Genomic DNA, 26,751 nt, shown 5'->3' with positions numbered 1-26,751 from the left:
CCGGGGGCTGTTTCCTCTTTTTCACTGATGGTAGGCATATTCCCTTGCATTTATCCATGCTTTTCATACATTAATTATGATCACATATGTAAAAGGAGTTTTTATAATGGAACACCGAAACTTCAAACTCGATACCGAATGGAATATGATCCACTATCCTGAGCGGCCAAAAGGTTTCGGTATCATGATCATTGGGGATGAGAGGCATTTCGTTGACGAAAAGAGCAGCTTCTGGACGCAGAATGAAGGAAAGGCAGCGATTCTCCGCCTGCTGAGAAGAGCAGGATATACAGTGTTCTATTCCAATCTGTACGGGAGGAATTGGGGCAGCGATAAAGCGGTAGAAATGGCGAGGAATTTATATGAGCATGTCCTGAGGACAGAAATCATCAATGAAAAAATCCACATTATCGCAGAAGGAATGGGAGCGCTGGCTGCCTTGAAGCTTATGAAGGAAATGGAAGGGAAGATCCGCTCTGTCATCCTCCTGAACCCTGTCCTTTCACTCAAGGACCATCTGGAGCAGGAAAAGGAACATAAATTCTTTTATAAAAAGCTTCTTAAGGAGCTTGCCATATCACATGAGTCTGACTCGCCCCGGGCTCTGGCAGAACGTAGCATGCCGGCAGAGGAAATAATGGACCGCACGCCGATCCCGGTGAAAATCATCCATGTACTGTCAGGAGGCAGGGCATATAAACAGTCAAGCCTGCTGAATGAACTTTCTGTCAAGTGGAAGGATGAGAAAGCGCCCATATCAATCTGCTATATGCTCCCAGATAAAAAGCAGCAGCTTGGCAGCCAGATGGCCAAATTTTTAAAATCATATGAGAAGATTTTATAGGAGCCTATTATCCAATAGGCTTTTTTTACATGATGCTGTGTGAGTGTACCTTGTTTAACAAAGCCTTCATGATAAGAGAAAGCAATTTTTTAACTTCGGTTTCAGTCTGGCAGCAGCGCCAATCCCCTTTGAGATTACAAGCCAAGGAGAAATATTTCCAGTTCCCCGGCATAGGATACTAAAAGTAGGTGTATCAGGGAGGAAGTGCAATGAATCGGGCAATTGTTGTAGGCGCATACGAATTTTTGGGTTTCCATTTGGCGATGAAGCTGCTGGACCGCGGGCTTGAAGTGACAGGGATTGTTCCAGGCTCCAGGGGGGATGACAGGTATACAGCAGATAAAGAATTGCTGGTTGGACGCAATGCCAATTTTACTGTGTTCAGCGAAGCAGACTGGAAGGCAAATGGCTCCATTGAGGAACCTCATCTCATCTTCCTTTCGCTTTATGACTTTTATTTCAGGGAAGAAACGGAGCTTTCCTTATGGGAAGGGATGTTTGGACATTTAGAGGCATCAATAGAAGAAACACGCTCCAAGCCTGTTATCCTGATGCCCGTCCAGTATTATGAAGCCGGGAACGAGGGGAACTGCCATTCTGGAGCCCTGAAAATATATCTTCCTACCCTGTTCGGGCTATGGCAGCCTTCTGCTTTTGCTTTTCAGAGGGCAATCGAGGGGCTGGAAAATAAGGATAACACCATGCTTGAACATAAAGGGGATGCAATACATGCAGCGGAAGCCGCTGAAGGAATTATTGAAGCAGCCGCAACAGAAGAAACCGGGTCTCTTTTGTTATGGAGCGGTGAAAAAGGCCGCTGGGGAAAATGTGCCAAGCATCTTGGCATGAAGGAGCCCGCCGATTGCAGTCCCGCAATTGCTCCTGAAGCAGACAGGAAAATCATCAAAGAACAAATACCTTATCATATTGTACTGGATAAGCAGCAGGAATATGTGAAAAGAAGCGCGGATTCTTCCAGCCGGCTAAGCGGGCCGGGCAGCCCCAAAGTTTTCTAATGGAGGAAAAATATTTTCATTCCGCTGAATTAAGGGTAAAATGAAAAAAGACGAGGAAATTATGGGTCTTATGACTCTTTCATCCGGTGCCGGAACAGCCGGTGCCGTCCTTAAATACTGAAGCTGCACTACTGCCTTTTTGCTGGCCTGTTCTAATGGCCAGCGGCACCATTTAGAGAGCCTTTATCAGTGCACTTGGAAAGGCGGTCAGATATACATGCTCCGTTTTGTGAAATTCATAAGCCCGATTCTGCTGCTCCTTCTGGTGCTGTCGTCATGCGGACAAGCTTCTCCCCGCGGAGAGCTGAAGAAAGCAGGGCTGCTGGTGCCCGATACGATCAATGACCAGGTCTGGGGCACGAAAGGCTATAAAGGGATGCTGAAAATCCAGTCCAAATTCGATGTGGATGTATTCTATAAAGAAGGAATGAACTCTCTTCCCGTTGTTGAGCGTGCTGTAAGGGAGTACGCCCAGAAGGGGGTAAACCTTATTTTTGGCCACGGAAACGAGTACGCCTTATATTTCAATGAAATTTCGGATGAATACCCTGACATCCATTTTGTCAGCTTTAATGGCGATGCCAATAATGAGAACACCACCAGCTTGAATTTTGAAGGGTATGCTATGGGTTATTTTGCAGGGATGCTTGCGGCAGAAATGTCAGAAACCAATAAAGTTGGAGTGATGGCAGCCTTTGAATGGCAGCCTGAGGTCGAGGGTTTTTATGAGGGAGCCATCTACCAGAATGAAGATACAGAGGTGGAGATACGCTATGTCGGAGAATGGGATAATGAACAGAGGGCCCTGGAGCTTCTGGATGTCATGGCCAGGAATCATTCTGATGTGATTTACCCTGCCGGCGACGGCTTTAATGTGCCTGTGATCGAAAAAGTAAAAGAACTGGGTCTGTATGCGATCGGCTATATATCCGACCAGTCAGACCTCGGGGAATCGACCGTCCTTACGAGTACGATCCAGCATGTAGATGCACTTTATGAGCTGGTGGCTGAAAGGATGAATAATGGGGAGCTTAAATCGGGGAATCTGTCATTTGATTTTGATGATGGTGTGATTTCGCTTGGAAAATACAGCCCGGATGTTGACCCAAATTATCGGGATGAGCTAAACTCATCTATTGAAAGGTATAAAGAGACAGGCAAATTGCCTGGCCAAAGTTGAGGAAAAGGAGGGAATGTCCTTATGCAATCCAATGATAAAACGATGGAGTTTATGCAAATAGCCATGAAATATATGCCTGAAGCCCAGCAGGAGCTGGAAAAGGCAGGTATTGAGCTGTCGCTCGAGATGATCCAGCCATTTATGACACTTTTCACAAAAGTTATGAATGAGGCATACGAGCTAGGCAGGCAGGATGCCCAAAGCGGGGAATAAAACGGATATCAATACATAAAACAAGCTGCCCATAATCAGGCAGCTTGTTTTTTATTCAAATTAATGGAAAACTCTTCTTATCCTTTTTTCAGGAGCTGCTGGAATAGAGGTGTCACCTTTTTAAAAAGCGGCTTCAGCTGTCCGGCTGAAGTCATCAGAGTATCAATATTGTCCATCAGCTGTCCAAGGTCTACACCATCGAGAATCTTTTCAATCTGGCCAGGCTCCCGCGCATCTTCCCGTCCGTTTGCCGGCTTGCGCTCCGGGCCGCCTAGTATCCAATCCCCCATTGGTCTCACTGATGGGCCTTTGCTCTCTGAAGCCTCATTTGCCATATCATCCTGTACCCTTTGCCTCGGGCCGAACATGAACCTGGAGAATCCGTCCAGCTCCGAATGCTGCTTTTCTTCCCTGCTGTCCGTGTCCATCGTGCATTCCCCTTCCCCTGAATATCTTTATAATAACGTATGCCGCGGGATTTCCTGTGATAGGGCAGAAGCCGTGGCGTAAGAGAAATTTTCGAGTAAAAAGGTTGCTTCTTCTTTATTATTTTTGCTAAAATTAGTACCAAGTCATAATAATTGATAATAATATGAGTATAAATACGGCTGATTCGCCGGCTGGCTTTTAAATTGTGAGAAGGAGTGGGTTTCCATGAATGCAGGCATACTTGGAATCGGAAAGTTCGTTCCGGAAAAGATACTGACAAATTTTGATTTGGAAAAAATGGTTGATACAAACGATGAGTGGATCAGAACAAGGACAGGGATAGAACAGAGGCGGATAGCGGGTGACGATATGGATACTTCCGACTTAGCCTATAATGCTGCGGTTGCCGCCCTTAAAAATTCAGGGGTCTCTGCAGAAAGCCTTGATATGATTCTGGTGGCAACAGTAACTCCGGACCAGCCGTTCCCGACTGTTGCATGTATGCTGCAGGAGAGGCTTGGCGCTGTCAAGGCTGCTGCTATGGATATCAGTGCTGCGTGTGCAGGTTTTATGTATGGTATGATAACTGCAAAGCAGTTCATTGAAACCGGTGCGTATAAACATATCCTTGTCATAGGCGTGGAAAAGCTGTCAAAGATAACCAACTGGGAAGACCGGAACACAGCGGTTCTTTTCGGCGACGGGGCAGGCGCTGCAGTGATAGGACCGGTATCGGATGATAAGGGAATCCTGTCCTTTGAGCTTGGGGCGGACGGCACTGGCGGAAAGCACTTGTATCAGAATGAGAATGACCACATTTACATGAACGGCCGGGAAGTTTTCAAATTCGCCGTCAGGCAAATGGGGGAAAGCAGCCTGAATGTCCTGGAAAAAGCGGGGCTGTCCAAGGAAGATGTGGATTTCCTTATCCCTCACCAGGCGAACATAAGAATCATGGAAGCTGCACGCCAGCGCCTTGAGCTGCCGGAAGAGAAAATGTCCAAAACTGTCCATAAGTATGGAAATACATCAGCAGCCTCCATTCCGATCTCGATAGTCGATGAACTGGAAGCCGGAAAAATCAAGGACGGAGATCTCCTTGTCATGGTCGGTTTCGGGGGCGGACTTACATGGGGCGCCATTGCTATGCGCTGGGGCAGATAACAGAATGCCAGCCTGAAAGCCGGGCCGGCCGGAAGTGTATGAAGAAAAAGTATCCTTGGCAAAGAAGGAGATGTGTAAATAATGGAAAATAGAAGAGTTGTCGTGACAGGAATCGGAGCAGTAACTCCAGTCGGTAATGATGCAGAAACTGCATGGAAGAATATAATAGAGGGAAATTCAGGTGTAGGGCCTCTGACAAGGCTCAACAGCGATGAGTATCCTGCAAAGGTTGCAGCTGAAATCAAAGGGTTTGACCCCCATGAGTTCATTGATAAAAGAGAAGCAAGGAAAATGGACCGCTTTACTCATTATGCAGTAGCTTCTGCGCTGATGGCGGTAAAGGATGCCGATTTAACGATCAATGATGAGAATGCGCCAAGGATTGGCGTCTGGATCGGTTCGGGGATCGGCGGTATGGAAACATTCGAAAATCAGTTTGAAACCTTCCTAAACAGAGGATACAGAAGGGTAAGCCCGTTCTTTGTCCCTATGATGATCCCGGATATGGCGACAGGGCAGGTATCCATCACCCTCGGGGCGAAAGGCTTTAATTCCTGTACGGTCACAGCCTGTGCGACAGGGACCAATTCCATTGGAGATGCCTTCAAGGTCATCCAGAGGGGTGACGCGGACGCCATGGTAACAGGGGGGGCTGAAGCTCCGATCACACGTATGTCTGTTGCCGGCTTCTGTGCCAATACCGCATTGTCGACTAATCCGGATCCTAAAACCGCGAGCCGCCCTTTTGATAAAAATAGAGATGGCTTTGTCATCGGCGAGGGCGCTGGGATTGTTGTTCTGGAAGAGCTTGAGCATGCAAAGGCAAGGGGCGCCAAAATTTATGCAGAAATCGTGGGTTATGGCTCTACTGGCGATGCCTATCATATTACGGCTCCAGCTCCTGCCGGAGAGGGCGGAGCACGGGCGATGAAAATGGCGATTGATGATGCCGGTCTCTCCCCGCAGGATATTGACTATATCAATGCACATGGCACAAGCACAGATTATAACGACAAATTTGAAACGCTTGCCATCAAGGAAGTTTTCGGGGACCATGCCTACAAACTGGCCGTCAGCTCAACCAAGTCAATGACAGGCCACCTTCTTGGGGCAGCAGGCGGGGTAGAGGCAATCTTCACGCTTCTCGCTATGAAGGATGCTATTCTCCCTCCAACCATCAATTATGAAACGCCTGACCCGGAATGCGACCTGGATTATGTGCCAAACGAATCCAGAAAGAAAGATATCAGGGCTGCAATGAGCAACTCGCTGGGCTTTGGCGGCCATAATGCCACCATCGTTTTCAAACAGTATACAGAATAAAACATAGAAACAAAAAAGGCAGCACACGCCGGTTCCGGCCTGTGCTGCCTTTTTGCATTTCTGTAAGTCTTCAGGGAAACATTCCTGCCGTCAGCCAATAGAATATAAAGATTATCTTACAGGGAGGCGCAGGGCGATTGGGGATCATGGAAACAGATAAATGGCTTGAACAGGATTTCTGGGAGCCCGAGAAAATTTGCAGCCGGCTTCTGGATGAATTCGGGGAAAAGGAGCCGGAGCCTATTTATGGTTATCTAACACGGTTTGGGATGTACAGGCCGGATCGGGTGAATTTCAGGGTGTACGAAGAATTGGCCGGCCAAGGCACTTGGAAATCAGCAGGCGGGCTTTTTAAGAAATACCGGAAAAAGTGGAACGGGCCGGATATACCTGTTTATATCTTTCCGGTGAACAGGAGCGGGAGCAGGGCCAGGCGTTCAGGAACGGTAAAATCAGGGGTCTCATTTCCCGATAAGATGTTTCTTTTCTTTGAACATGCCCAGGATGATAAGGAGCTGGAATCCCTTTTTATCCATGAGTACCATCACGTCTGCCGGATCAGGGAGCAAAAGAAAAAACTCCAGGACTACACCCTTATGGACTCCATGGTGCTGGAAGGAATGGCGGAATATGCGGTTGAAATGAATTGCGGCAAAGAATATGTGGCAGCATGGTGCACCCGCTATACGGAAAAAGAGCTTGGAAACTGGTGGGAGAAATATATTAAAGAAAACTTGAAAAAAACCAAAAAGGATCATGTTCATGATCAGATCCTTTTCGGAAAAGGCAGATACCCGGACCTGCTCGGATATGCTGCAGGATACTGGATTGTGAAACAATATTTCGAAAAGAATAACTTTTCTACAAAAGTTTCTTTTAATTTAAAACCCGAAACTTTAGGAGACCAAATTATAATTTTTTAGTATATTAAAGCGCTTTAAAGCCCTAAACTAAGGGCTTTCTGTTTTTTCTGAAATAATGAAAGTTAATAAATTTTAAAAAAATCTTGCAATTGTAATAAATCTGTAATAGTATTTTAATCAAATACAATGAATTAACAGACAATTCAAAAAGGTAAGAGGTGTCCCATGAGCTTTAAATCACACTCCAATTCAGATGCACCTTTGCTAGAGGTGAATAATTTAGAGACTGCTTTTTCTATCGATGGAAAATACTACAATGCAGTCGATAATGTGTCTTTCAAAGTCAAGCCGCGCCAGGTAGTAGGCATCGTAGGGGAATCCGGCTGCGGTAAATCGGTCATGAGCCTTTCCGTCATGAAGCTGCTTCCGAAGGGGATCGGCAAAATCAAATCAGGAGAGGTCGTCTTCGATGGGGTTCACCTCGAAGACATGGGTGAACGCCAGATCAATAAAATACGGGGCAAGGATATCGCAATGATCTTCCAAGAGCCGATGACCTCGCTCAACCCGGTGTTTTCAATAGGGTTCCAGCTGCAGGAAGTGCTCTTCAACCATATGAAATTATCAAAAAAAGAAGCCAGGCAAAAAAGCATCGCACTCCTGAAGAGCGTTGGCATCTCCCGTCCGGAAAAAATAGTTGATGAGTATCCTCACCAGCTGTCCGGAGGAATGAGGCAGAGGGTTATGATCGCCATGGCGATTGCCTGCCAGCCGAAGCTTCTGATTGCAGATGAGCCGACCACTGCCCTGGATGTAACCGTACAAGCCCAGATCCTTGAGCTCCTGAAAGAAATACAGGAAGTAAATGATATGTCCATCATCCTGATCACGCATGATCTCGGGGTAGTGGCAGAAATGTGCGATGACGTCTTTGTCATGTACGCAGGAAGAATTGTAGAGCGCACAGATGTCGACACACTCTTCCATAACCCGAAGCATCCATATACAGAGCTGCTGATGGGCGCCATCCCGAAAATGGATGAAGAAGTCGAATCGCTAAGCACCATAAAGGGGATTGTCCCATCACTGAAAAACATGCCTAAAACGGGATGCAAGTTTGCAGCCAGGTGCCCAAAGGCAATGCCGGAATGTACTGCCGTCACCCCGCTGCTGGCTGAAAATGAAGATGGGCATGAGGTAGCATGCCTGCTCTATGAAACTAGCAGGCCGAAAGAAGGAGTGACATTATAATGACGACAGCAACAACATCCCCGGCACTGAAAAAAGACAAAAGCGCCAATGAAACGCTGCTTGAAGTCAAGAATCTGAAAACCTACTATCCTATCAAGGGCGGAATCCTGAGAAGAACAGTAGCTGCCGTTAAAGCAGTAGACGATGTATCTTTTGAAATCAAAAAAGGCGAGACTCTCGGCCTTGTCGGCGAGTCCGGCTGCGGGAAGTCCACTACAGGAAGGACAATCCTGAGGCTTCTGGAGCCTACTGAAGGGGAAATCATTTTCGACGGCCAGGATATTACAAATCTCCGCGGAACAACTCTCAGGAAGATTCGCAAGGATTTCCAGATGGTCTTCCAGGATCCATATGCTTCCCTGAACCCGATGATGATGGTAGGCCATCTTATATCCGAGCCGATCCGCAACTATACAAAACGTTCAGAAAAGGACCTGAAGCCTGAGGTCATGGAACTTCTGGCAAGGGTAGGCCTTCCGGAAGATGCCTATTATAAATATCCGCACGAATTCTCCGGCGGCCAGAGGCAGCGGATCGGAATCGCGCGGGCCCTGGCACTGAAGCCTAAGCTCATCATCGCAGATGAACCGGTCTCCGCCCTGGATGTATCAGTCCAGTCCCAGGTGCTGAACCTTTTGAAAGAGCTTCAGGAAGAGTTTGACCTTACTTTCCTCTTCATTGCCCACGACCTTAGCGTCGTGAAGCATATGAGCGACCGGATTGGCGTCATGTACCTCGGCGGCCTTGTTGAAGTAGCAGATAAGTCCAGTTTATATGCAGAGCCGCTGCACCCGTATACACAGGCTCTGATCTCGGCTATCCCTGAGGCTGATCCGCGCAAAAAGAAAGACCGGATCATCCTTGAAGGCGATGTCCCAAGCCCGATCGACCCGCCTTCCGGCTGCACATTCCATCCGCGCTGTGCACACGCAATGCCGGAGTGCTCGAAGATCAAGCCTCAATTAAAGGAGGTGAAGCCTGGACATAGGGTTGCATGTCACTTATATAACTAAAGCTTGGCCATTTTAAAAAAAAAGAACCGATAATTATGGGGGGAAAACGATGAAGAAATCAGCATTTTGGCTATTTTCAGTCCTGCTGGTAATGTCCATGTTCCTTGCTGCCTGCTCCGGAAATGAGAATACTTCAGGCGAAGATACAGGGAAAAAAGACGACGGCAAAGATGCAGAAACAACTGAAGTAGAAGGCGGAAAAGTAACATTTGGTTATACTCAGGCGTTTAAAGGCGTTTTATCTTATGCCTATTATGAAGGGGAAGACGATGCAAATGCCCTTCAGTTCATGCACGAAGGAATAGTTGCTTACAATGATGAGCTGCAGCCGATCCCTAACCTTGCTGAATGGACTTTCAATGAAGACAACACTGTTGTAACTTTCAAGTTGAAAGACGGCGTAAAATGGCATGACGGCGAACCATTGACTGCTGAAGATATGGAATATGCCTGGTACCTGATCGCAGATCCTACATATGAGGGAGCACGTTTCGCAAACGTGGCGATGATTAAGGGTGCACAGGAATACAAAGATGGAAAAGCTGACACGATTGAAGGTATCAAGGTTATTGATGACCTGACAGTAGAAGTTACAGTTACAGAACCTTCTGTCAACCTGATTGACAACATCTGGTCTATTCCAGAACCAAAGCATTATTATGGAGATATTTCTTCTAAAGAACTTCCTGACTCTGACCAAGTCCGTAAAAACCCGATTGGTGTCGGGCCGTTTAAAGTAACGAACATCGTTCCTGGCGAAATGATTGAATATGAGCGTAATGATGATTATTGGAGAGGCCCTGCCAAGCTTGACGGCGTTGTCTACAAAATCATTGATCCATCCCTTGCTGCCGGCCTGATCGAAAACGGCGAAGTGGATGTTATCCAGGCTCCTTCTGACCAGTGGGGACAAATTAAAGAACTTGGCAATATCAACCCTGTAACAATCGATGCTATGTCTTACAGCTATATCGGTATCGACCAGGGACGCTATGATGCAAAATCAGGAAAAGTTGTAATGGATAACCCTAAATTCTCTGACAAGCGCGTGCGCCAGGCATTGGTTTATGCACTGGACCGCCAAGCTTATATCGATGCTTTCACAAACGGTTTAGGTAAACCGCTTAACGTTCCATTCCCGTCCGTTTCATGGGCTAAGATCGACGATTCAGAAATCAACACTTATGACTATGATCCAGAAAAGGCAAAGAGCCTGTTGGATGAAGCCGGCTATAAAGATGTGGACGGCGACGGATTCCGTGAAGATCCAGACGGAAAGCCTTTCTCTATCAACTTCGATGCGATGGCAAGTGCTGAAACTTCTGAAGCGCGTGCTCAGTTCATTCTTCAATCTTGGGGTGAAGTTGGAGTCAAGGCTCAGCTTAACGGCGGTTCCCTGAAAGACTTCAACCTGTTCTATGACACTATCGAAGCAGATGATCCATCTGTTGAAACTTTCCATGGTGCATGGGGACTTTCATATGATCCAGATCCATCCGGCATTTGGCTGTCAACTGACAAGTGGAATATGTGGCGCTGGTTGAATGAAGAATCCGATGCGCTTATCAAGAAGGGTGTTCAATTCCCTGAAGATAAAAACCAGGATGTTATCGAATACCGTAAAGAAGTATACAACGAGTGGCAGAAACTTGTTAACGAAGAGCTTCCTGTAATCTTCTTCGACCAAAGGGAAGATGCATGGGCAATCAACAAACGTGTTGGCGGAGTCAAAGTAACTCCAGGCGGCACAGATGAGTTCTACAACTGGCACATTGTTGAGTAATAAGAAATAAGGTTTAGATAAGGGGAATGGAGTATGCTGCAATACACAATCCGAAGACTTATAGGTATGATCCCAATAATTTTCCTTATCTCCATTGTGGTGTTTACCCTGGCAAAGCTTATGCCAGGGGACGCCCTCTCTGGAAAAATCGACCCGCTAAATTCCGATCCGGAATATATCGAGGAAATGCGTGAAAAGATGGGCTTGAATGACCCAATCCATACACAGTATTTCCGCTGGATAGGCGGAGTGGTTCAAGGGGATTTTGGGGATTCATTCATCCATAAGCGCGATGTAATGGAATTGATCGGCGACAGGCTGCCGAACACAGTTTTCTTAGGTTTTACTTCACTCATGATTACGTATATTCTAGCTTTTATGATGGGCAGGTTCTCAGGCAGATTTGCCTACAGTCCAGGAGATTATCTAATATCAGGAATAAACTATTTGGCCTTGGCCATTCCAAGCTTTGTTGCAGCCCTAGTGGCGATTTACGTTTTCTCTTTCCAGCTGGGATGGGTCCCGGCGACTGGAAGTATCGGTTCAGGCGTTGAACCAGGATCTTTTGAATATTATTTGAGTAAAATCAAGCATACAATTCTTCCTGCGCTTGTATTGGGCACCATGGCTACGGCTGGATATACCCAGTTCCTGCGCAATGATATGATCGAAAGCTCTCGCAAAGATTATGTTCGTACAGCCAGAGCAAAGGGTACGAAAGAATCCGCGATTTATAATAAGCATATCCTCAGAAATTCGGTCATTCCGATTATTACACTGCTGGGCTTTGACATTGCAGGTCTTTTCGGGGGAGCTATTATTACCGAAACCATTTTTACATATCCGGGAATCGGATACCTGTTTGTAGAATCAGTAAACTCACGTGATTATTCCGTTATGATGGCCATCACCATGATGCTGACCATCCTGACGCTTATTGGAAATTTAGTGGCAGATATACTATATGGAATAGTAGATCCGCGCATACGTTTAAGTTAGGTAGGTGAGAGTTATGGAACCAACAATTTCGCAGCAAAGTACAACGGCTATTGAGGAGCCTGTAAAGCCTCCCAAGAGCCAGTCGCCATGGGCTCTCGCCCGCAGGAAATTTTTAAAGAATAAACTTGCCATGATCAGTCTCTGCTATCTTGTGCTCATCGTCTTAGTATCAATATTTGCCGAGCCGCTGTCCATGCCGATTGAGGAAACGGCTAAGCTGAATTTGACTGAAATCAGCAAAGAGCCTTCAGCAGAACACTATTTTGGCACAGATAAGTCTGGGAGAGATGTATTTGCCAGGACCCTCCATGGCGGAAAAACGTCATTGACTCTTGCTTTCTCCATCACCATTTCGGTAGTGGTGATTGGAACGATCGTAGGAGCCACAGCCGGATTCTTCGGAGGCTGGGTTGACAATGTGCTTATGCGCTTCACCGACTTTATGATGAACTTTCCGTTCCTGCTTTTCGTCATCGTGCTAAAGTCTATTTTCATAGAATCAAGTACAGCTACACTCATCTTCGTCATTAGTGTGCTGAGCTGGACCGGAATAGCCCGTCTGGTGCGAAGCAAGGTAATGGTAGAGAAAGAAAACGAGTATATCATGAGTTCCATCTCTATCGGCTGTTCGTCAGTTACAACGATCTTCAAGCATCTATTGCCGAATGTAATGTCTACCATTATTGTACAGGCTACATTGACACTTGCTGCCATGATCGTGGCGGAAACTGGCTTAAGCTTCCTCGGCTTCGGTGTACCGATGAACATTCCGAGCTGGGGCAATATGCTTCAGGATGCAAGAAGTCCGGATGTATTGACCAGCAAGTGGTGGATATGGATACCGCCCGCAACGGTTCTGACACTGACAATACTATCAATCAACTTCGTTGGCGAGGGTCTGAAGGACGCATTTAACCCTAAGTCAAATAGATAATGCGGCTGGCATCAGCCGGAACCATAAAGGGCGAGACACTTCAGGTGCTCACCCTTTTTTAATGAAATCCGCAATTAAAGATCCTTTTGGGGGTCTTTTTTGTTTTTGCCGTATGATTTAACGCTTTCTATCATATATATGTAAAAAAACAAGAGAGCAGGAGTATATATGGGACAAGCCAGAAGGGATCCAGCCCAATGATCTTCAGGCTGTTTATTTTTATTACTGGTTTTGGACTGGCTGTAGCAGGCGGGATCAGCTCGGTGGCTTATTTAAATCTCTTAATTGCCGGGCATGAATTGAGTGACTATTTTTCATACATTCTTAAAAGGCCTGAGTGCGGCCTGCTCCCGGCCGGCATTGTCATTATTACAGTGGCCATATACTTTCCGCAGGGAACTGAGGAGTAAACTGTTGCACGTGGAGGAATAAATTAACTATTTCCTGTTCATACTGAGTGACAAATAGTTACTTGAAGTGAGGGGTTATAAGATGTTGTATCTTCATGATGTATGGGTGAACTGGTTTGAAGGAGAAGAAAACGGATATAATGTATGCCACTTTCATGAATGGAGAAAAGATGACAGTGTGGAATTGCTTGATCAGGTCCCATTGTTAAAGGTAGAGCCGCTCCTTTTCAACTACATAGAAAACGACTTATCAGAACTGCCGCAACAGCTGCTGAACGACATCTACCAAAAAGCATATTTGCGAAAAAACCACGAACGGACACAGCTTGATTACTGTTTTGTCGTCTCCGACGGTTCAGGCATATTGGCAGTCGATACGATCAGCTATAATATACCCATCCGCAAAAGCCGGCTGATTCCAAGGCAGGAGCAGCTTGCTTACGAAATGCTTGATAATCAGGAAACCATCCAATATGCATTTAACGACCAATCCTGTTTAAAGGATTTTCACATCCTTTCGCCAGCCCCGGAAATGATGAACGGCCTTACCAGAAAAGAAAGGCAGCTGAAGCAGCTGCTCTTTATGGCTCTTGATCAGCTTCATTCATCTGGGAATACAGCTGAAATCCGCTATTGGTATACAGAGTGGAATCCAGAGAAATATACTATAATCCAGCAGCTGGAATTCGAACAGGCCTGGAAGTCACTGTATGAGGAAACGAAGCTGGGATGGTCAGGAAAACATGAAGCTTTTTGCGAAAATATCATTAAAGGGCAGCCATTTTTTGAGAAACTGTGGGAAATGGAGCATGGCTCGAAAGTGAATTAATATGCATAATTCTATACTGAAGGAAAAAGGAGTATCTTTTTCCTAAAGACCAAATAAAGTTTGAAAACCCTGTTGATTGGAGTGCAAGGCACGTAGACTCCTGCGGGAAATAGCGGAAGAGTTGAGACCCCGCAACCGCTTGCGGTGAGGAGGCTCAACTCCGCCCCGCGGAAAGCGAAGTGTCTGGAACGGAAATCAACAGCCCCATTTAAAGACCTGATTTATGGGGAGAGGGATTACAAAACCATGCCCTCTTTGGTTTAATGAAAAAAGGAGCTGATCACAGCTCCTTTTTTTCATTATCGGCGTTTTCTGCCGAGCCCCATGGCGTTTTCCATTTTGGCCAGCATTTTATTGGCAGTGAATTGAGCCTTTTCGGCTCCTCTATCCAGGATTTCATCCAGCTCGCTTGATTCCATGAGCTGAGTGTATTTTTCCTGGATTGGCACGATTGTATCGACAACCACTTTTGCAAGATCGCCTTTAAAGTCTCCGTAGCCTTTTCCTTCGTATTGCGCCTCGATCTCGTCTATAGTCCTGCCGGAAAGGATGGAGTAGATAGATAAGAGATTGGAAACTCCAGGCTTATTTTCTTTATCAAACTTTACAATTCCTTCAGAGTCCGTAACTGCGCTTTTAATTTTTTTCTCAATCTGCTTTGGATCATCAAGCAAAGAGATGAAAGACTTTTTGTTAGAATCAGATTTACTCATCTTTTTAGCCGGATCCTGGAGGGACATAACTCTTGCCCCTACTTTTGCGATCCGCACTTCCGGGATTGTAAAGATGTCATTATATTTCTTGTTGAATCTTTCTGCCAAATCCCTTGTAAGCTCCAAATGCTGCTTCTGATCTTCCCCTACAGGAACCAGGTCTGTCTTATATAGAAGAATGTCGGCAGCCATGAGCGGCGGATAGGTCAGCAGGCCGGAAGATACTGCTTCTTTTCCGTGGGACTTATCTTTAAACTGGGTCATCCTCTCAAGCTCCCCGATATAGGAAACGCATTGCATCATCCATCCGGCCTGTGCATGGGCAGGGACTTCAGACTGGATGAAAAGTGTTGCTTTCTCAGGGTCGATCCCGACAGCAAGATAGAGGGCTGCAAGGCTCCTGATATTTTTGCGGAGCTCCATCCGGTCCTGCTGGACAGTGATGGCATGCTGATCGACAATGCAGAAATAGCAGTTATATTCGTTTTGCAATTCCACGAATTGCTTCATGGCACCTATATAATTTCCCAGTGTAAGAGTGCCGCTGGGCTGGATGCCGGAAAAAATGGTTTTCATATATATTCCTCCTTGGATGTATCAGCAGACAAAAAGTGAGCCGAAAAAGTGGCGGAAATTCCGCAAAAGACGTAAAAAGACCATTCGTCCCCCTGAAAAATAGGGACGAATGGTCCGCGGTGCCACCCTAAGTGCCTCGGCTGAGGCCTCTTAACCCCGGCTTGCCTGCAGGCCGGGCTTCCCATAACGCGGGATACGCCGGAAGCTAATAGGCAGCAGGAAGCAGCCTTTCGCAGCCGGAGCTCTAAAGTCCATTCGATTTGCCGGGATGTTTGTTTCCACCAGCCACAAACTCTCTTTAATCCCTGAGCAAATGTACTACTCTTTGTCATTGCTTTATCATCAACAGTATTGGTTTTATACATTAAAATATACCAAAACTGCAGAAAAAATCAAGGTAATTCGAAATAACACACCTGGAATTCGTATAGGAAAACAAGAAAAATATGGGAAAAATCAAGGTCCAAATAACCTTCGGCAAAAGGGGAATTAAGAAAAATTTCAAAAAAATTAAAACTAGCAAACTCTTGATTTAAAAGTATTTTTTCGACAATTTTCTCACTATACCCTCCATTGAAAAATAAAAGCCCCTTGCAAACAAGTTTTAAAATACATATAATAAACGTAACAAATGATTCTTTACGAATCTGTAACATTCTTGCATATAGTTCTGAAAACCTATGGATAAAGAGATTAGTAGTAAGTTTATAGCTTACAGAATTTTGGCTTATCCTTTTGATTTTTCTCTCGAATTGTCAGAATAGAGGATAATCTTTGTCTTTTGAGTTATAAGCTTACTTTTTTTGCTGCGCGGATAATCAGTTTATTTTTACAGTTAATTTACTGACTATTTGAGCAATATATCCAAGGCGGACAGTTGTTTATGGAAGCGTGGACAGATTCCTGCAAAAGGCATTTGTGGAAATTATATAGGGGGGTAACACCGTGAACAAAAGATTATCGATCTTTTTTAGTATGTTGCTTGTTCTAAGCATGTTCCTTGCAGCGTGCAGCGGCGGCGGCGATGATGCCGGCAGCGGAAGCGATGGAGACGGAGGGAAAGACGTACCTCAGGACTTAGCGGTTAACATTAACTCTGAACCGCCTTCACTTCACCCGGGCCTTGCAAAGGATGCAACTTCCGGTACTGTTCTTCGCCAGACTTTCGAAGGTCTGACACGCATCAATCCAGATGGAAAGCCTGAACCGGCAGCAGCTGAGAAAATTGAAGTTTCTGAAGATCAGAAAGTTTATACTTACACATTAAGGGATGCTCAATGGACTAATGGCGATCCTGTAACGGCAGAAGACTTTGCATATGCATGGAAGTGGGCTATCGATCCTGCCAACCAGTCTGAGTATGCTTACCAGCTTTACTACATCGCAGGTGCTGAAGCTGCCAACACTGGCGGCGGTTCACTTGATGACGTAGGAATCGAAGTTGTAGATGAAAAAACGCTTAAAGTAACTTTGGCAAATCCTACTCCATTCTTTGATGAATTGACTGCATTCTATACGTACCTGCCGATCAACAGCAAGGTTGCACAAGCAAACCCTGACTGGGCAAACGATGCAGGCGACGATTATACTTCAAATGGTCCATTCAAGATGACTGAATGGTCACACAGTGACAAGATTGTTCTTGAAAAGAACGATACTTACTGGGATAAAGATACTGTAAAGCTTAACTCGATCGAAATGATCATGGTAAATGATCCAAACACTGAATTGTCAATGCTTGACAACGGCGAGCTTGACTGGGCAGGAGCACCGACTGGAGCACTTCCGACTGATGCTATGCAGGCCCTTAAAGACGAAGACCGCCTTGTAACACAGCCTATCGCTGGTGTTTACAACTACAAATTCAACACAACTGCAGAACCTTTCAACAATGTGAATATCCGTAAGGCATTCACATATGCAATCAACCGTCAGGAGCTTATCGACAACATCCTTCAGGGTGAACAGCTTCCAGCGATGGCTATCGTTCCGCCGTCAATGTTCGCTGAAAATGAAGAAGGCTATTTTGCTGACAATGATGTAGAAAAAGCTAAAGAATTCTTGCAAAAAGGTCTGGAAGAGCTTGGCTACAAGGATGCTTCTGAGCTTCCTGCAGTAACTCTTTCTTATAATACTTCTGAAGCACACCAGAAGATTGCTCAGGCAATCCAGGATATGTGGAAGCAGAACCTTGGCGTAGAAGTAACACTTGATAACTCTGAGTGGGCTGTATACCTTGATAAGGTTCACGCTCTTGACTACCAGGTAGCTCGTATGGGCTGGCTTGGAGACTTCAACGATGCAATCAACTTCCTTGAGCTTTACCGTGATGCTGATGGAGGTAACAACGATACTGGATGGGAAAGCAAAGAATTCCAGGATCTGTTAGCGCAATCTGCAACAGAAGCTGATGCAGAAGCACGTCAGCAGCTGCTTAAAGATGCTGAAGCAATCTTCATGGAAGATATGCCTGTAGCTCCTATCTATTTCTACACAAACAACTGGGTTCAGGATGAAAGCCTTAAAGGCGTAGCTGTTTCCGGACTTGGCGACGTTCAATACAAATGGGCGTACTTTGAATAAGAATAGCTAATACTAATAGCTGTCTAAACGAGAGGTATATGGGGTTTTTCCCCCATATACCTTCGTTTCTGAATGAAGCAGAAATAAAATTGGAGGTGTTTGACAATGGCGAAATATATTGGAAAACGCTTAATCTATATGATTGTCTCGCTGTGGCTTATCATCACAGCAACGTTTTTCTTTATGCGCATTGCACCAGGGAATCCATTTACATCAGAAAAACAACTGCCTCCCGAAATTGAAGCAAACCTGAATGCCCACTACGGGCTCGATCAGCCATGGTATGTTCAATATGGGGAGTATCTATTAAGAATCATAAAATGGGATTTTGGCCCATCTTTTAAGTATAAGAGCCAGACTGTCAATGATTTAATCAGCGAAGGTTTTCCTGTATCTCTTATGCTCGGTATCGAGGCGATTCTGATCGCAGTTTCAATCGGTGTTGTTTTAGGGGTTATTGCAGCCCTCAAGCACAATAAGTGGCAGGACTACACTGCAATGATCGTTGCAGTTATGGGGATCTCGGTTCCTTCCTTCATCATGGCCACATTCCTGCAATATTTCCTTGCGATTAAACTTGGCGTCTTCCCGGTAGCCAGGTGGGAGTCCTTCATGCATACGATATTGCCTGCGTTGGCGCTTGCGGCATCTCCAATGGCGTTTATCGCCCGTCTGACGCGTTCTTCCATGCTGGAAGTGCTCTCGAATGATTATATTAAAACGGCTAAATCTAAAGGTTTGAGCCAGGGTGTTATTACCATTAAACATACAATCCGAAATGCTATGCTTCCTGTCGTTTCCTATATGGGACCTCTTTCAGCAGGTATTATTACAGGCAGCTTCGTAATTGAAAAGATCTTTGGTATTCCGGGACTCGGCTCCCACTTTGTATTAAGCATCGGAAACCGTGATTACACTGTTATTATGGGAGTTACCGTATTCTACAGTATCATTCTGTTAGTGTCTATTCTCCTTGTCGACATTGCGTACGGACTCATTGACCCGCGCATCAAACTTGCAGGCGGGAAGAAAGGAGAGTAAATTATGGGACAGTTATCAAAAGATAAATTCAGAGTTGTTGGCACACAAACAACTGATGCAGAAAAAATCAGTAAACCAAGCCTATCTTTCTGGAAAGATGTTACACTTAGATTCCGAAAAAACAAGCTTGCCATGTTTGGGATTGTGCTTTTGGCCATCCTTGTATTTATGGCGATCTTTGGACCATATATGACACCATATGATTATGCATCAAACGATCTAGGCAATAAAAATCAGTCACCATCTTCCGAGCACTGGTTCGGTACAGATGATCTGGGACGCGATGTATTTGCCCGTACATGGGAAGGTGCACGAATCTCCCTGTTCATCGGTTTGGCAGCTGCATTAATTGATCTCTTCATTGGCGTACTATGGGGCGGCATCGCCGGCTTCAAAGGCGGACGCACAGATGAATATATGATGCGTGCAGCGGATGTCCTTTATGGGATTCCTTACTTGCTGCTTGTTATCCTTCTTATGGTTGTATTAGGCCAGAGTGTCGGCACGATGATCCTTGCCATGACCATTACCGGATGGATCAATATGTCACGTATTGTCCGTGGACAAGTCCTTTCACTTAAGAATCAGGAATATGTCCTTGCTTCAAGAACTTTGGGAGCAAATGTTTCGCGCATCATGTTCAAGCACCTGATCCCGAATACAATGGGCCCTATTCTTGTAACCATGACACTTACAGTGCCATCAGCTATCTTTACTGAGGCATTCCTTAGCTATTTGGGTCTTGGTCTGACACCGCCTGTAGCGAGCTGGGGAACCATGGCAAATGACGGCCTTCCGGCACTTAGATATTATCCTTGGCGCTTGTTCTTCCCGGCAACGTTTATCTGCTTGACCATCTTTGCATTTAACGTAATCGGCGACGGACTTCGTGATGCGCTAGATCCGCGACTACGCAAATAAGGAGTGAGATAAATGGAAAAATTACTCGAAGTAAAAGATTTAAGAGTCTCATTCCAAACTTATGGAGGAGAAGTCCAGGCTGTCCGCGGCGTGTCCTTCGATCTTCATAAAGGTGAGACCCTCGCGATTGTCGGCGAGTCCGGTTCAGGTAAAAGTGTTACCTCCCAGACAATCATGAAATTGATTCCAATGCCGCCAGGCAGAATTGCTGGAGGACAAATTCTCCTTGATGGCGACGATATCGTTCCAAAATCGGAAAAGGAAATGGAAAAGATCCGCGGTAAAGAAATCAGTATGATTTTCCAGGATCCAATGACTTCTCTGAACCCGACAATGAGAATTGGCCGCCAAATCATGGAGGTGCTGATCAAGCACCAGAATATGTCATCTTCTGCTGCTAAGGATAGGGCGACAGAGCTTTTGCGCCTTGTTGGGATTCCAATGCCGGAGAAGCGTGTAAACCAATATCCTCATGAGTTCTCAGGCGGTATGAGACAGCGTGCTATGATTGCCATCGCACTTGCCGCAAGTCCAAAGCTTTTGATCGCGGACGAGCCTACAACAGCGCTTGATGTAACAATTCAGGCTCAGATTCTGGATCTAATGAAGGATCTTCAGAGCAAAATGGATACTTCCATTATCTTCATTACTCATGACCTTGGTGTAGTTGCCAATGTAGCAGACCGTGTTGCTGTTATGTATGCCGGCCAGATTGTAGAAATGGGAACAGTTGATGAAATATTCTATGATCCGCGCCATCCTTATACATGGGGGCTTCTGGCTTCCATGCCTAGCCTTGATAATGATGGAAAGACTGAACTTGCAGCAATTCCAGGTACTCCTCCTGATTTAACTAACCCTCCAGTGGGAGACGCATTTGCAGCGAGGAACCAGTTTGCATTGGCCATAGATTTTGAAGAAGAACCGCCAATGTATCAGATTTCTGAAACGCACTTTGCAAAAACATGGCTGCTCCATCCGGATGCACCGGAAGTAGAACCGCCTGAAGCTGTCAAGCGCAGGATCCGCAAGCTCTCTTCCACATTCGATAAGCCTGTTTTAGTGAAGGAGGGCAAATAAAATGGCTGAAAAGTTAATTGAAATCAAAAATCTAAAGCAGCACTTTAATGTCGGCCGCCCTAATATGGTAAAGGCAGTAGACGGCATTTCATTTGACATCTACAAAGGTGAAACGCTTGGCCTTGTAGGCGAGTCAGGCTGCGGAAAATCGACGACCGGAAGAACGATCATCAGACTGTACGATGCTACAGACGGACAAGTCCTTTTTGAAGGAGAGAACGTCCACGGAAGGAAATCTGCTAAAGAGCTGAAGAAATTCAACCGCAAAATGCAGATGATTTTCCAGGATCCTTACGCTTCCCTGAATCCTAGGATGACTGTAGCTGATATCATTGCTGAAGGCATTGACATCCATGGCCTTGCCACAAGCAAGAAAGAGCGTATGGAAAGAGTGTATGAGCTTCTTGAAACGGTCGGCTTGAACAAAGAGCACGCTAACCGTTACCCGCATGAGTTCTCAGGCGGTCAGCGCCAGCGGATCGGGATTGCCCGCGCTCTTGCCGTACAGCCTGAATTCATCATTGCTGATGAGCCGATTTCAGCTCTCGATGTTTCCATCCAGGCACAGGTAGTAAACCTGATGAAGCAATTGCAGCGCGAAAAAGGGCTGACTTATCTGTTTATTGCCCATGACCTTTCCATGGTTAAATATATCAGTGACAGGATTGGAGTTATGTACTTCGGCAAGCTGGTTGAAATTGCTCCGGCCGATGATCTCTACAATAACCCGCTCCATCCTTATACACAGTCCCTTCTTTCTGCCATTCCGCTTCCGGATCCAGAAACTGAGAGGACCAGAAAGCGTACAAGCTATGATCCTGCTGTCCACAATTATACGGACAGTGACCAAGTGGAGATGCGGGAAATTGCACCAGGACATTATGTTTACTGCTCTGAAAAGGAAGCAGCACAATATAAGGCCCAATACAAAAAATAACAAAAGACGATCTCATTCCGAGATCGTCTTTTGGCTTTTAATTACATCAAATAAAAAGAACAGCAAAAATTTTAGAATTATCGTTGCAGGTGATGTAAAATAGCTAAGCTGTAAAAACGACCTATTTCGGAATTTGAAGTATCACTTTAACCCTTTTTCTCATTAACGCATTTTTCTTGTAATAATAATACAACATTTTGACAACAATTACTATTATAAATTTTCTATATATTCATTATTCCTATTAAAATCTTAAAAAATCCTTATTTCAAGTGTAATAGGAAAGAAGAAAGGGAATGAGTACTATGTTATTGCTTTTTACATATGTAAATGGAAGCAGGCTGCCTTTATAATGAAAATACAAGGATAGAAGGGAGACGGAATATGAAGGCTCTGAAAATGACTGCGGCTGCTGCTGCTTTGTCTTCGCTCATCACAATACATGCCAGTGCGGAAGAGAGTGAAAAGCTGACAAACAGCTCCATGCCCGTAAGAGAATACATAGAAATGAAAAAAGAACTGCCAGCAGCCATGGCACGTTTTAAATATGACTCAGGCTATACCTTTGAATACCCTGACGCTGTAAGAGGAGTCTATGTTACCGGGCATTCTGCCGGCGGAGAAAAATTTAATAAGTTAGTAGATTTGATCGGCAAAACTGACTTAAATGCAATGGTTATCGATATAAAGGATGACTGGGGCAATCTGACCTATATTCCTGAAGGGAAATCCCCGTACAGCTCCATCGGCAAACCCTATATAAAAGACCCTGCAACGGTTCTGAAAACAATGGAGGAGAAGAAGATTTATCCTATAGCCCGTGTGGTTGTCTTTAAGGATAGCGTATTGGCCAATAGCAAGCCGGAATGGTCATATAAGGACGGGAATAAGGTCTGGTCAAATGGCAGAGGTGAATCATTCGTAAACCCATTCCTGAAAGAGGTTTGGGATTATAATGTCGGTATAGCCATTGAAGCCGCTAAGATGGGATTCCAGGAAATTCAATTTGATTATGTCCGTTTTCCTGAAGGGTTTGAAAAACGTGAAGAGACTTTAACTTATTCTACTGGAGAGTATAATGGCGCTGATGATAATGTTCAAAAAAGGGTTCAGGCTGTCACTGACTTTGTAGCTTATGCGAGGGAAAAGCTTAAGCCTTATGATGTACAAGTTTCTGTTGATATCTTTGGCTACAGCGCAACACTGCCGGAAGCACCAGGAATCGGCCAGAATTTCTCTAAGATTTCCTCCAATGTTGATGTCATTTCATCAATGATTTATCCGAGTCATTGGACGTCCTATTTCGGGATCAGCAAGCCAGATCTGGAGCCATATAATCTTGTGGCAGAATATTCTAAGCTTGAGAAGAAGAAGCTTGCAGAGCTGGAAGAGGCGCCTGTATCAAGGCCATGGCTCCAGGACTTTACGGCATCGTGGCTGGGGGCAGGGAATTACAAGGCATACGGAAAGCAAGAGGTAGAAGCTCAGATTAAAGCCCTTAAAGACCAGGGGATCAATGAATATCTCCTTTGGAATGCAGGCAATTCCTACACAGAAGGCGTTGACTATACACCAGGGGAATAAAAAAGAAAAGCCGGGCAATTGACCCGGCTTCATCTCTGTTCAATTGAGCGGCCATTTTCAGGCCAAGACCGCATGCTAATGGCTGTTATATCCTAAAGAGCGTTAATAGCAGGATGTTATTTGACACAGAAGCTGTATGCGGTATCATAGTATATGGCAGGATCAGTTTTACTTTCTGCCGCCTACATTTTTCCACCCAGTCTGCACCTTTGCGGATTGATCCACAAATTCGGATTTTCGTTTACCGCCGAACAGCTTCTCGCCGATTCCATTCGCTGCAACTCCAATTATAGCAGTAATCCCAATCACGAGCAGGGCAACAATCGATAAATCCGCAGCAAATTCAATCATATAAACCTCCATCTTTCTTTTCACAGCAGCGCTGCGAATAATTTATAATGCCAAATGCCAGTGTCCTTTCTATTTATTGTAAAAGAACAGCAGTTATTAGAAAAGGTCTATTGTATAAATACTTTACATTTTGGCAAATTATTAGTGTATTTTACATGTGAGATTCAGAGCGGGGCAATTAAGCTCTGCAGCAGCCGGGGAAGTGTAGAGAAAGATGGATGCTTATCGGACTGGACTATTAAATAAAAGGAGCCAAAATATGCATTGGTATGAAAAATTGAATCAATATTTCCCTATCGAAGAAATGAAATCCCGCGAGCATATGGAGACGCTGCTCAAGGAACGCTCTGAAATCTACCATAAGGACGAAGGAAAGAACCATGTTTTGATGTATGTTGAACTGGATAACTTCGTGTTCATCGACTACCTGTTTGTTTCAAAGGCAGCCAGGGGACAGGGTCTTGGCCATAAACTCCTTGATAAGCTTAAGAAAAAGGGAAAGCCGATCATCCTTGAAGTAGAGCCGGTCGATTATGAAGACACCGACACAGAAAAAAGGCTCAAGTTTTACAAGCGGGAAGGCTTTGAGCATGCCCAATCGATCGGATATAGAAGGCGTTCCCTGGCAACAAAGGAAATCAACAGTATGGAAATCCTTTATTGGGCCCCTGGAAATGAATCGGAAGAACTGATCTACGAGAGCATGAAGAAGACATATGAGCTGATTCATACGTATAAAGATGCTCATTTCTACGGAGAATCCTACCAGCCGGTAGAGGAAGTACTGACATTTGAAGAAGACAAAAGTTCTGGAGATGTACTCAAAGGGCTCTAGGAAAAGTGCTGCTATTTTTGATAGCAGCATTTTCATTTTCATAAATTAATTGAGAATTTAAAATAAGGTTTACTGCCTGGACAGTATGGGTATAAAACATATAAAGGTCAAATGCGGCACCGGGCCATTATAAGTATTACATAAATATGGCCATCAAGCGGGGAAAGATGGAATCTATTAAAATTTTTGAAACTTTTATCTTTCTCATACGTCTTATATAGTAGAATGCTTAAGAAAAATGAACTGTAGAACCTTTGCATAAGTCTTTTAGCATATTTCTAAAAAGGGATACCAAATGCATCTTTAATGGTGTATAATAATTAATATAAATTACTAATTTAAAGTAATTTTAATTAAGGGTTCATATTTTCTGAGTATAATTCTTGTAAAAGATCTTTATATATGTCTAATTTAAGGAGTGTGAATTTGTAAAATGGTCACATTATACACTTCACCAAGTTGCACATCTTGCAGGAAAGCGAAATCATGGCTTGAGGAGCATGAAATAGGCTATAAAGAGCGGAATATTTTTTCCGAACCCCTTTCAATTGATGAAATCAAGGAAATCCTCCGTATGACGGAAGATGGTACGGATGAAATTATCTCTACGAGATCAAAGACGTTCCAAAAACTTGACGTGAACCTGGAAACCATGCCGCTTCAAGAGCTGTTTGAGTTAATTAAGGATAATCCCGGCCTGCTGCGCCGTCCAATCATTATTGACGAAAAGCGCCTTCAGGTTGGCTATAACGAAGATGAAATCAGACGATTCCTTCCGCGCAAAGTACGCACGTATCAGCTGCGGGAAGCACAGCGTATGGTTAACTGATGAATCAGCTCTTTATCTCTTTGAGATAAGGGGCTTTTTATTTTGTTCCTTTCCTTGACTGATTAATTATATGGGCCATATTGGCTTTCCGGCAAGCCAGTTGTTTGTACACAATTAAAATTTTTGGTAAGATTAAATGTACTAAAATGAAGCATATAGGCATACAATGGTTTTTTGAAACCTGCTTCATTTTAATTCCCTTTATCCCCTTTTTGTCATAAAATAGGAGTATAAGGCAACAATACTGTTACCTTCCTAGAAAGATTAGAGCCAACTATATTGGGTAAAGGATATAAACAACATCTTATGGGGGTATTTAGTCCCTTCAACAATCGCCGGAAGGGAGAGTTCTGAATGGAAATTGAACGGATTAATGATAATACTGTCAAGTTTTACATTTCTTATATTGATATAGAAGAGAGAGGCTTTGACCGGGATGAAATCTGGTACAACCGCGAGCGGAGCGAGGAACTCTTTTGGGAAATGATGGACGAAGTGCATCAGGAAGAAGAGTTCATGGTGGAAGGGCCTTTATGGATTCAGGTACAAGCTTTGGATAAAGGGCTCGAGGTGCTGGTCACCAAGGCGCAGCTTTCCAAAGACGGCCAGAAATTTGAACTTCCCGTTCCTGAGGATAAGCTGAAAGATCTGCCTGTTGAAGAGAGGATCGAGGATTTGCTGGATCAGCATTTCACAAAGCATGAAGATGAAGAAGACTCTTCTTATGAAGATAATCTTGAGTTTCTTCTGAAATTTGATGATTTTGAAGATATCATTTCCCTTTCCAAAACTTCCAGCCTGGATTCCTTGGAAACAAAGCTTTATTCATTTGAAAATAAATACTATCTGTATGTTGAATTTCCTGATGAGGAAGATCTTGATGAAGAGCAGATTGATAATGCTTTGAGCATCCTGCTTGAATTCGGGCATGAAACCCAGACGACGATCCACCGGATTGAAGAATACGGTAAGCTTATAATAGATGGAGATGTCTTCGGGGAGCTCAGGAAATATTTTGATTAAACAATGCCGATTTCTGAATGAAATCGG

The 26,751-nt window shown here is 44.6% G+C and carries 26 protein-coding genes and 1 other annotated feature; of the genes, 23 read left to right on the top strand and 3 right to left on the bottom strand.

Features of this window, described 5'->3' with window-relative positions:
- The first annotated feature begins 106 nt into the window (after positions 1 to 106).
- The 4 genes from CYJ37_RS17740 to CYJ37_RS17725 all read left to right on the top strand — a co-directional run bounded on the left by CYJ37_RS17740 (position 107) and on the right by CYJ37_RS17725 (position 3,253).
- A complete protein-coding gene (locus tag CYJ37_RS17740; RefSeq protein ID WP_022543605.1) occupies positions 107 to 844 on the top strand; it encodes a hydrolase in 738 nt (245 codons plus the stop codon).
- Positions 845 to 1,053: 209 nt separating this feature from the next.
- A complete protein-coding gene (locus tag CYJ37_RS17735) occupies positions 1,054 to 1,860 on the top strand; it encodes an NAD(P)-dependent oxidoreductase (RefSeq protein WP_009794079.1) in 807 nt (268 codons plus the stop codon).
- A gap of 217 nt (positions 1,861 to 2,077) precedes the next feature.
- Complete coding sequence (locus CYJ37_RS17730; protein ID WP_009794081.1) at positions 2,078 to 3,040, top strand: BMP family ABC transporter substrate-binding protein; 963 nt, start codon at positions 2,078 to 2,080, stop codon at positions 3,038 to 3,040.
- A gap of 21 nt (positions 3,041 to 3,061) precedes the next feature.
- Positions 3,062 to 3,253, top strand: a complete 192-nt coding sequence (locus tag CYJ37_RS17725; protein WP_009794082.1) for a ComZ family protein — start codon at positions 3,062 to 3,064, stop codon at positions 3,251 to 3,253.
- A gap of 77 nt (positions 3,254 to 3,330) precedes the next feature.
- On the opposite strand, the gene CYJ37_RS17720 is transcribed toward CYJ37_RS17725, so the two are convergent.
- A complete protein-coding gene (locus CYJ37_RS17720) occupies positions 3,331 to 3,681 on the bottom strand; it encodes a hypothetical protein (protein WP_009794083.1) in 351 nt (116 codons plus the stop codon).
- Between the two features lie 226 nt (positions 3,682 to 3,907).
- On the opposite strand from CYJ37_RS17720, the gene CYJ37_RS17715 reads away from it, so the two are divergent.
- The 10 genes from CYJ37_RS17715 (at position 3,908) to CYJ37_RS17670 (ending at position 14,251) form a co-directional block, all read left to right on the top strand.
- Positions 3,908 to 4,846 carry a beta-ketoacyl-ACP synthase III gene (locus CYJ37_RS17715; RefSeq protein ID WP_009794084.1) on the top strand — a complete coding sequence of 313 codons (939 nt, stop codon included), beginning with the start codon at positions 3,908 to 3,910 and terminating at the stop codon, positions 4,844 to 4,846.
- 81 nt (positions 4,847 to 4,927) lie between these two features.
- The gene (fabF, locus tag CYJ37_RS17710) at positions 4,928 to 6,169 is read left to right on the top strand and encodes a beta-ketoacyl-ACP synthase II (RefSeq protein WP_009794085.1); all 1,242 of its coding nucleotides are present in this window, start codon (positions 4,928 to 4,930) and stop codon (positions 6,167 to 6,169) included.
- Positions 6,170 to 6,315: 146 nt separating this feature from the next.
- A complete protein-coding gene (locus tag CYJ37_RS17705) occupies positions 6,316 to 7,092 on the top strand; it encodes a DUF2268 domain-containing protein (RefSeq protein ID WP_101551147.1) in 777 nt (258 codons plus the stop codon).
- A gap of 165 nt (positions 7,093 to 7,257) precedes the next feature.
- Positions 7,258 to 8,283 (top strand): ABC transporter ATP-binding protein, encoded by a 1,026-nt coding sequence (locus CYJ37_RS17700; RefSeq protein ID WP_009794087.1) that lies wholly within the window; start codon positions 7,258 to 7,260, stop codon positions 8,281 to 8,283.
- Complete coding sequence (locus CYJ37_RS17695) at positions 8,283 to 9,296, top strand: ABC transporter ATP-binding protein (protein WP_009794088.1); 1,014 nt, start codon at positions 8,283 to 8,285, stop codon at positions 9,294 to 9,296. Before CYJ37_RS17700 ends, CYJ37_RS17695 begins: the two co-directional genes overlap by 1 nt.
- Positions 9,297 to 9,345: 49 nt before the next feature.
- Positions 9,346 to 11,079: an oligopeptide ABC transporter substrate-binding protein gene (gene opp4A / locus CYJ37_RS17690; protein ID WP_101550869.1), complete on the top strand. Its 1,734-nt coding sequence runs from the start codon at positions 9,346 to 9,348 to the stop codon at positions 11,077 to 11,079.
- 33 nt (positions 11,080 to 11,112) lie between these two features.
- Positions 11,113 to 12,078 carry an oligopeptide ABC transporter permease gene (gene opp4B / locus CYJ37_RS17685; RefSeq protein WP_022543607.1) on the top strand — a complete coding sequence of 322 codons (966 nt, stop codon included), beginning with the start codon at positions 11,113 to 11,115 and terminating at the stop codon, positions 12,076 to 12,078.
- 13 nt (positions 12,079 to 12,091) lie between these two features.
- The gene (gene opp4C / locus CYJ37_RS17680; RefSeq protein ID WP_009794091.1) at positions 12,092 to 13,012 is read left to right on the top strand and encodes an oligopeptide ABC transporter permease; all 921 of its coding nucleotides are present in this window, start codon (positions 12,092 to 12,094) and stop codon (positions 13,010 to 13,012) included.
- Between the two features lie 197 nt (positions 13,013 to 13,209).
- Positions 13,210 to 13,422, top strand: coding sequence for a hypothetical protein (locus tag CYJ37_RS17675; protein WP_009794092.1), 213 nt, complete (start codon positions 13,210 to 13,212; stop codon positions 13,420 to 13,422).
- An 82-nt stretch (positions 13,423 to 13,504) separates the two neighbouring features.
- Positions 13,505 to 14,251: a YjbA family protein gene (locus CYJ37_RS17670; RefSeq protein ID WP_009794093.1), complete on the top strand. Its 747-nt coding sequence runs from the start codon at positions 13,505 to 13,507 to the stop codon at positions 14,249 to 14,251.
- Between the two features lie 299 nt (positions 14,252 to 14,550).
- On the opposite strand, the gene trpS is transcribed toward CYJ37_RS17670, so the two are convergent.
- Positions 14,551 to 15,540 carry a tryptophan--tRNA ligase gene (gene trpS / locus CYJ37_RS17660; protein ID WP_009794094.1) on the bottom strand — a complete coding sequence of 330 codons (990 nt, stop codon included), beginning with the start codon at positions 15,538 to 15,540 and terminating at the stop codon, positions 14,551 to 14,553.
- 98 nt (positions 15,541 to 15,638) lie between these two features.
- Positions 15,639 to 15,881 (bottom strand) — a binding site (T-box leader).
- Positions 15,882 to 16,485: 604 nt separating this feature from the next.
- Between trpS and CYJ37_RS17655 the strand changes: the two genes are divergently transcribed.
- From CYJ37_RS17655 to CYJ37_RS17630, 6 genes are all read left to right on the top strand, one after another.
- Entirely contained in the window at positions 16,486 to 18,123 is a 1,638-nt protein-coding gene (locus CYJ37_RS17655; RefSeq protein WP_022543608.1) for a peptide ABC transporter substrate-binding protein, read from the top strand.
- A gap of 105 nt (positions 18,124 to 18,228) precedes the next feature.
- Positions 18,229 to 19,164, top strand: coding sequence for an ABC transporter permease (locus tag CYJ37_RS17650; protein ID WP_009794098.1), 936 nt, complete (start codon positions 18,229 to 18,231; stop codon positions 19,162 to 19,164).
- 3 nt (positions 19,165 to 19,167) lie between these two features.
- Positions 19,168 to 20,085 carry an ABC transporter permease gene (locus CYJ37_RS17645; protein ID WP_009794099.1) on the top strand — a complete coding sequence of 306 codons (918 nt, stop codon included), beginning with the start codon at positions 19,168 to 19,170 and terminating at the stop codon, positions 20,083 to 20,085.
- Between the two features lie 12 nt (positions 20,086 to 20,097).
- Positions 20,098 to 21,165 carry an ABC transporter ATP-binding protein gene (locus tag CYJ37_RS17640; RefSeq protein WP_009794100.1) on the top strand — a complete coding sequence of 356 codons (1,068 nt, stop codon included), beginning with the start codon at positions 20,098 to 20,100 and terminating at the stop codon, positions 21,163 to 21,165.
- Position 21,166: 1 nt separating this feature from the next.
- Positions 21,167 to 22,102 carry an ABC transporter ATP-binding protein gene (locus CYJ37_RS17635; RefSeq protein WP_009794101.1) on the top strand — a complete coding sequence of 312 codons (936 nt, stop codon included), beginning with the start codon at positions 21,167 to 21,169 and terminating at the stop codon, positions 22,100 to 22,102.
- 384 nt (positions 22,103 to 22,486) lie between these two features.
- The gene (locus CYJ37_RS17630; RefSeq protein WP_035402745.1) at positions 22,487 to 23,686 is read left to right on the top strand and encodes a putative glycoside hydrolase; all 1,200 of its coding nucleotides are present in this window, start codon (positions 22,487 to 22,489) and stop codon (positions 23,684 to 23,686) included.
- Between the two features lie 168 nt (positions 23,687 to 23,854).
- On the opposite strand, the gene CYJ37_RS17625 is transcribed toward CYJ37_RS17630, so the two are convergent.
- Positions 23,855 to 24,037 carry a hypothetical protein gene (locus tag CYJ37_RS17625; RefSeq protein WP_022543609.1) on the bottom strand — a complete coding sequence of 61 codons (183 nt, stop codon included), beginning with the start codon at positions 24,035 to 24,037 and terminating at the stop codon, positions 23,855 to 23,857.
- Between the two features lie 259 nt (positions 24,038 to 24,296).
- Between CYJ37_RS17625 and CYJ37_RS17620 the strand changes: the two genes are divergently transcribed.
- From CYJ37_RS17620 to mecA, 3 genes are all read left to right on the top strand, one after another.
- Positions 24,297 to 24,872 carry a GNAT family N-acetyltransferase gene (locus CYJ37_RS17620; RefSeq protein WP_022543610.1) on the top strand — a complete coding sequence of 192 codons (576 nt, stop codon included), beginning with the start codon at positions 24,297 to 24,299 and terminating at the stop codon, positions 24,870 to 24,872.
- A 433-nt stretch (positions 24,873 to 25,305) separates the two neighbouring features.
- Entirely contained in the window at positions 25,306 to 25,701 is a 396-nt protein-coding gene (gene spxA, locus CYJ37_RS17615; RefSeq protein ID WP_009794105.1) for a transcriptional regulator SpxA, read from the top strand.
- 354 nt (positions 25,702 to 26,055) lie between these two features.
- The gene (gene mecA / locus CYJ37_RS17610) at positions 26,056 to 26,724 is read left to right on the top strand and encodes an adaptor protein MecA (RefSeq protein WP_094768239.1); all 669 of its coding nucleotides are present in this window, start codon (positions 26,056 to 26,058) and stop codon (positions 26,722 to 26,724) included.
- Positions 26,725 to 26,751 lie beyond the last annotated feature (27 nt).

It is taken from the genome of Bacillus sp. UMB0728, assembly GCF_002858875.1.
Classification (GTDB): Bacteria; Bacillota; Bacilli; order Bacillales; family Cytobacillaceae; genus Bacillus_AB; species Bacillus_AB infantis.
Note: the sequence above shows the minus strand (reverse complement) of the source record. Positions and strands in the feature narration are given on the sequence as shown.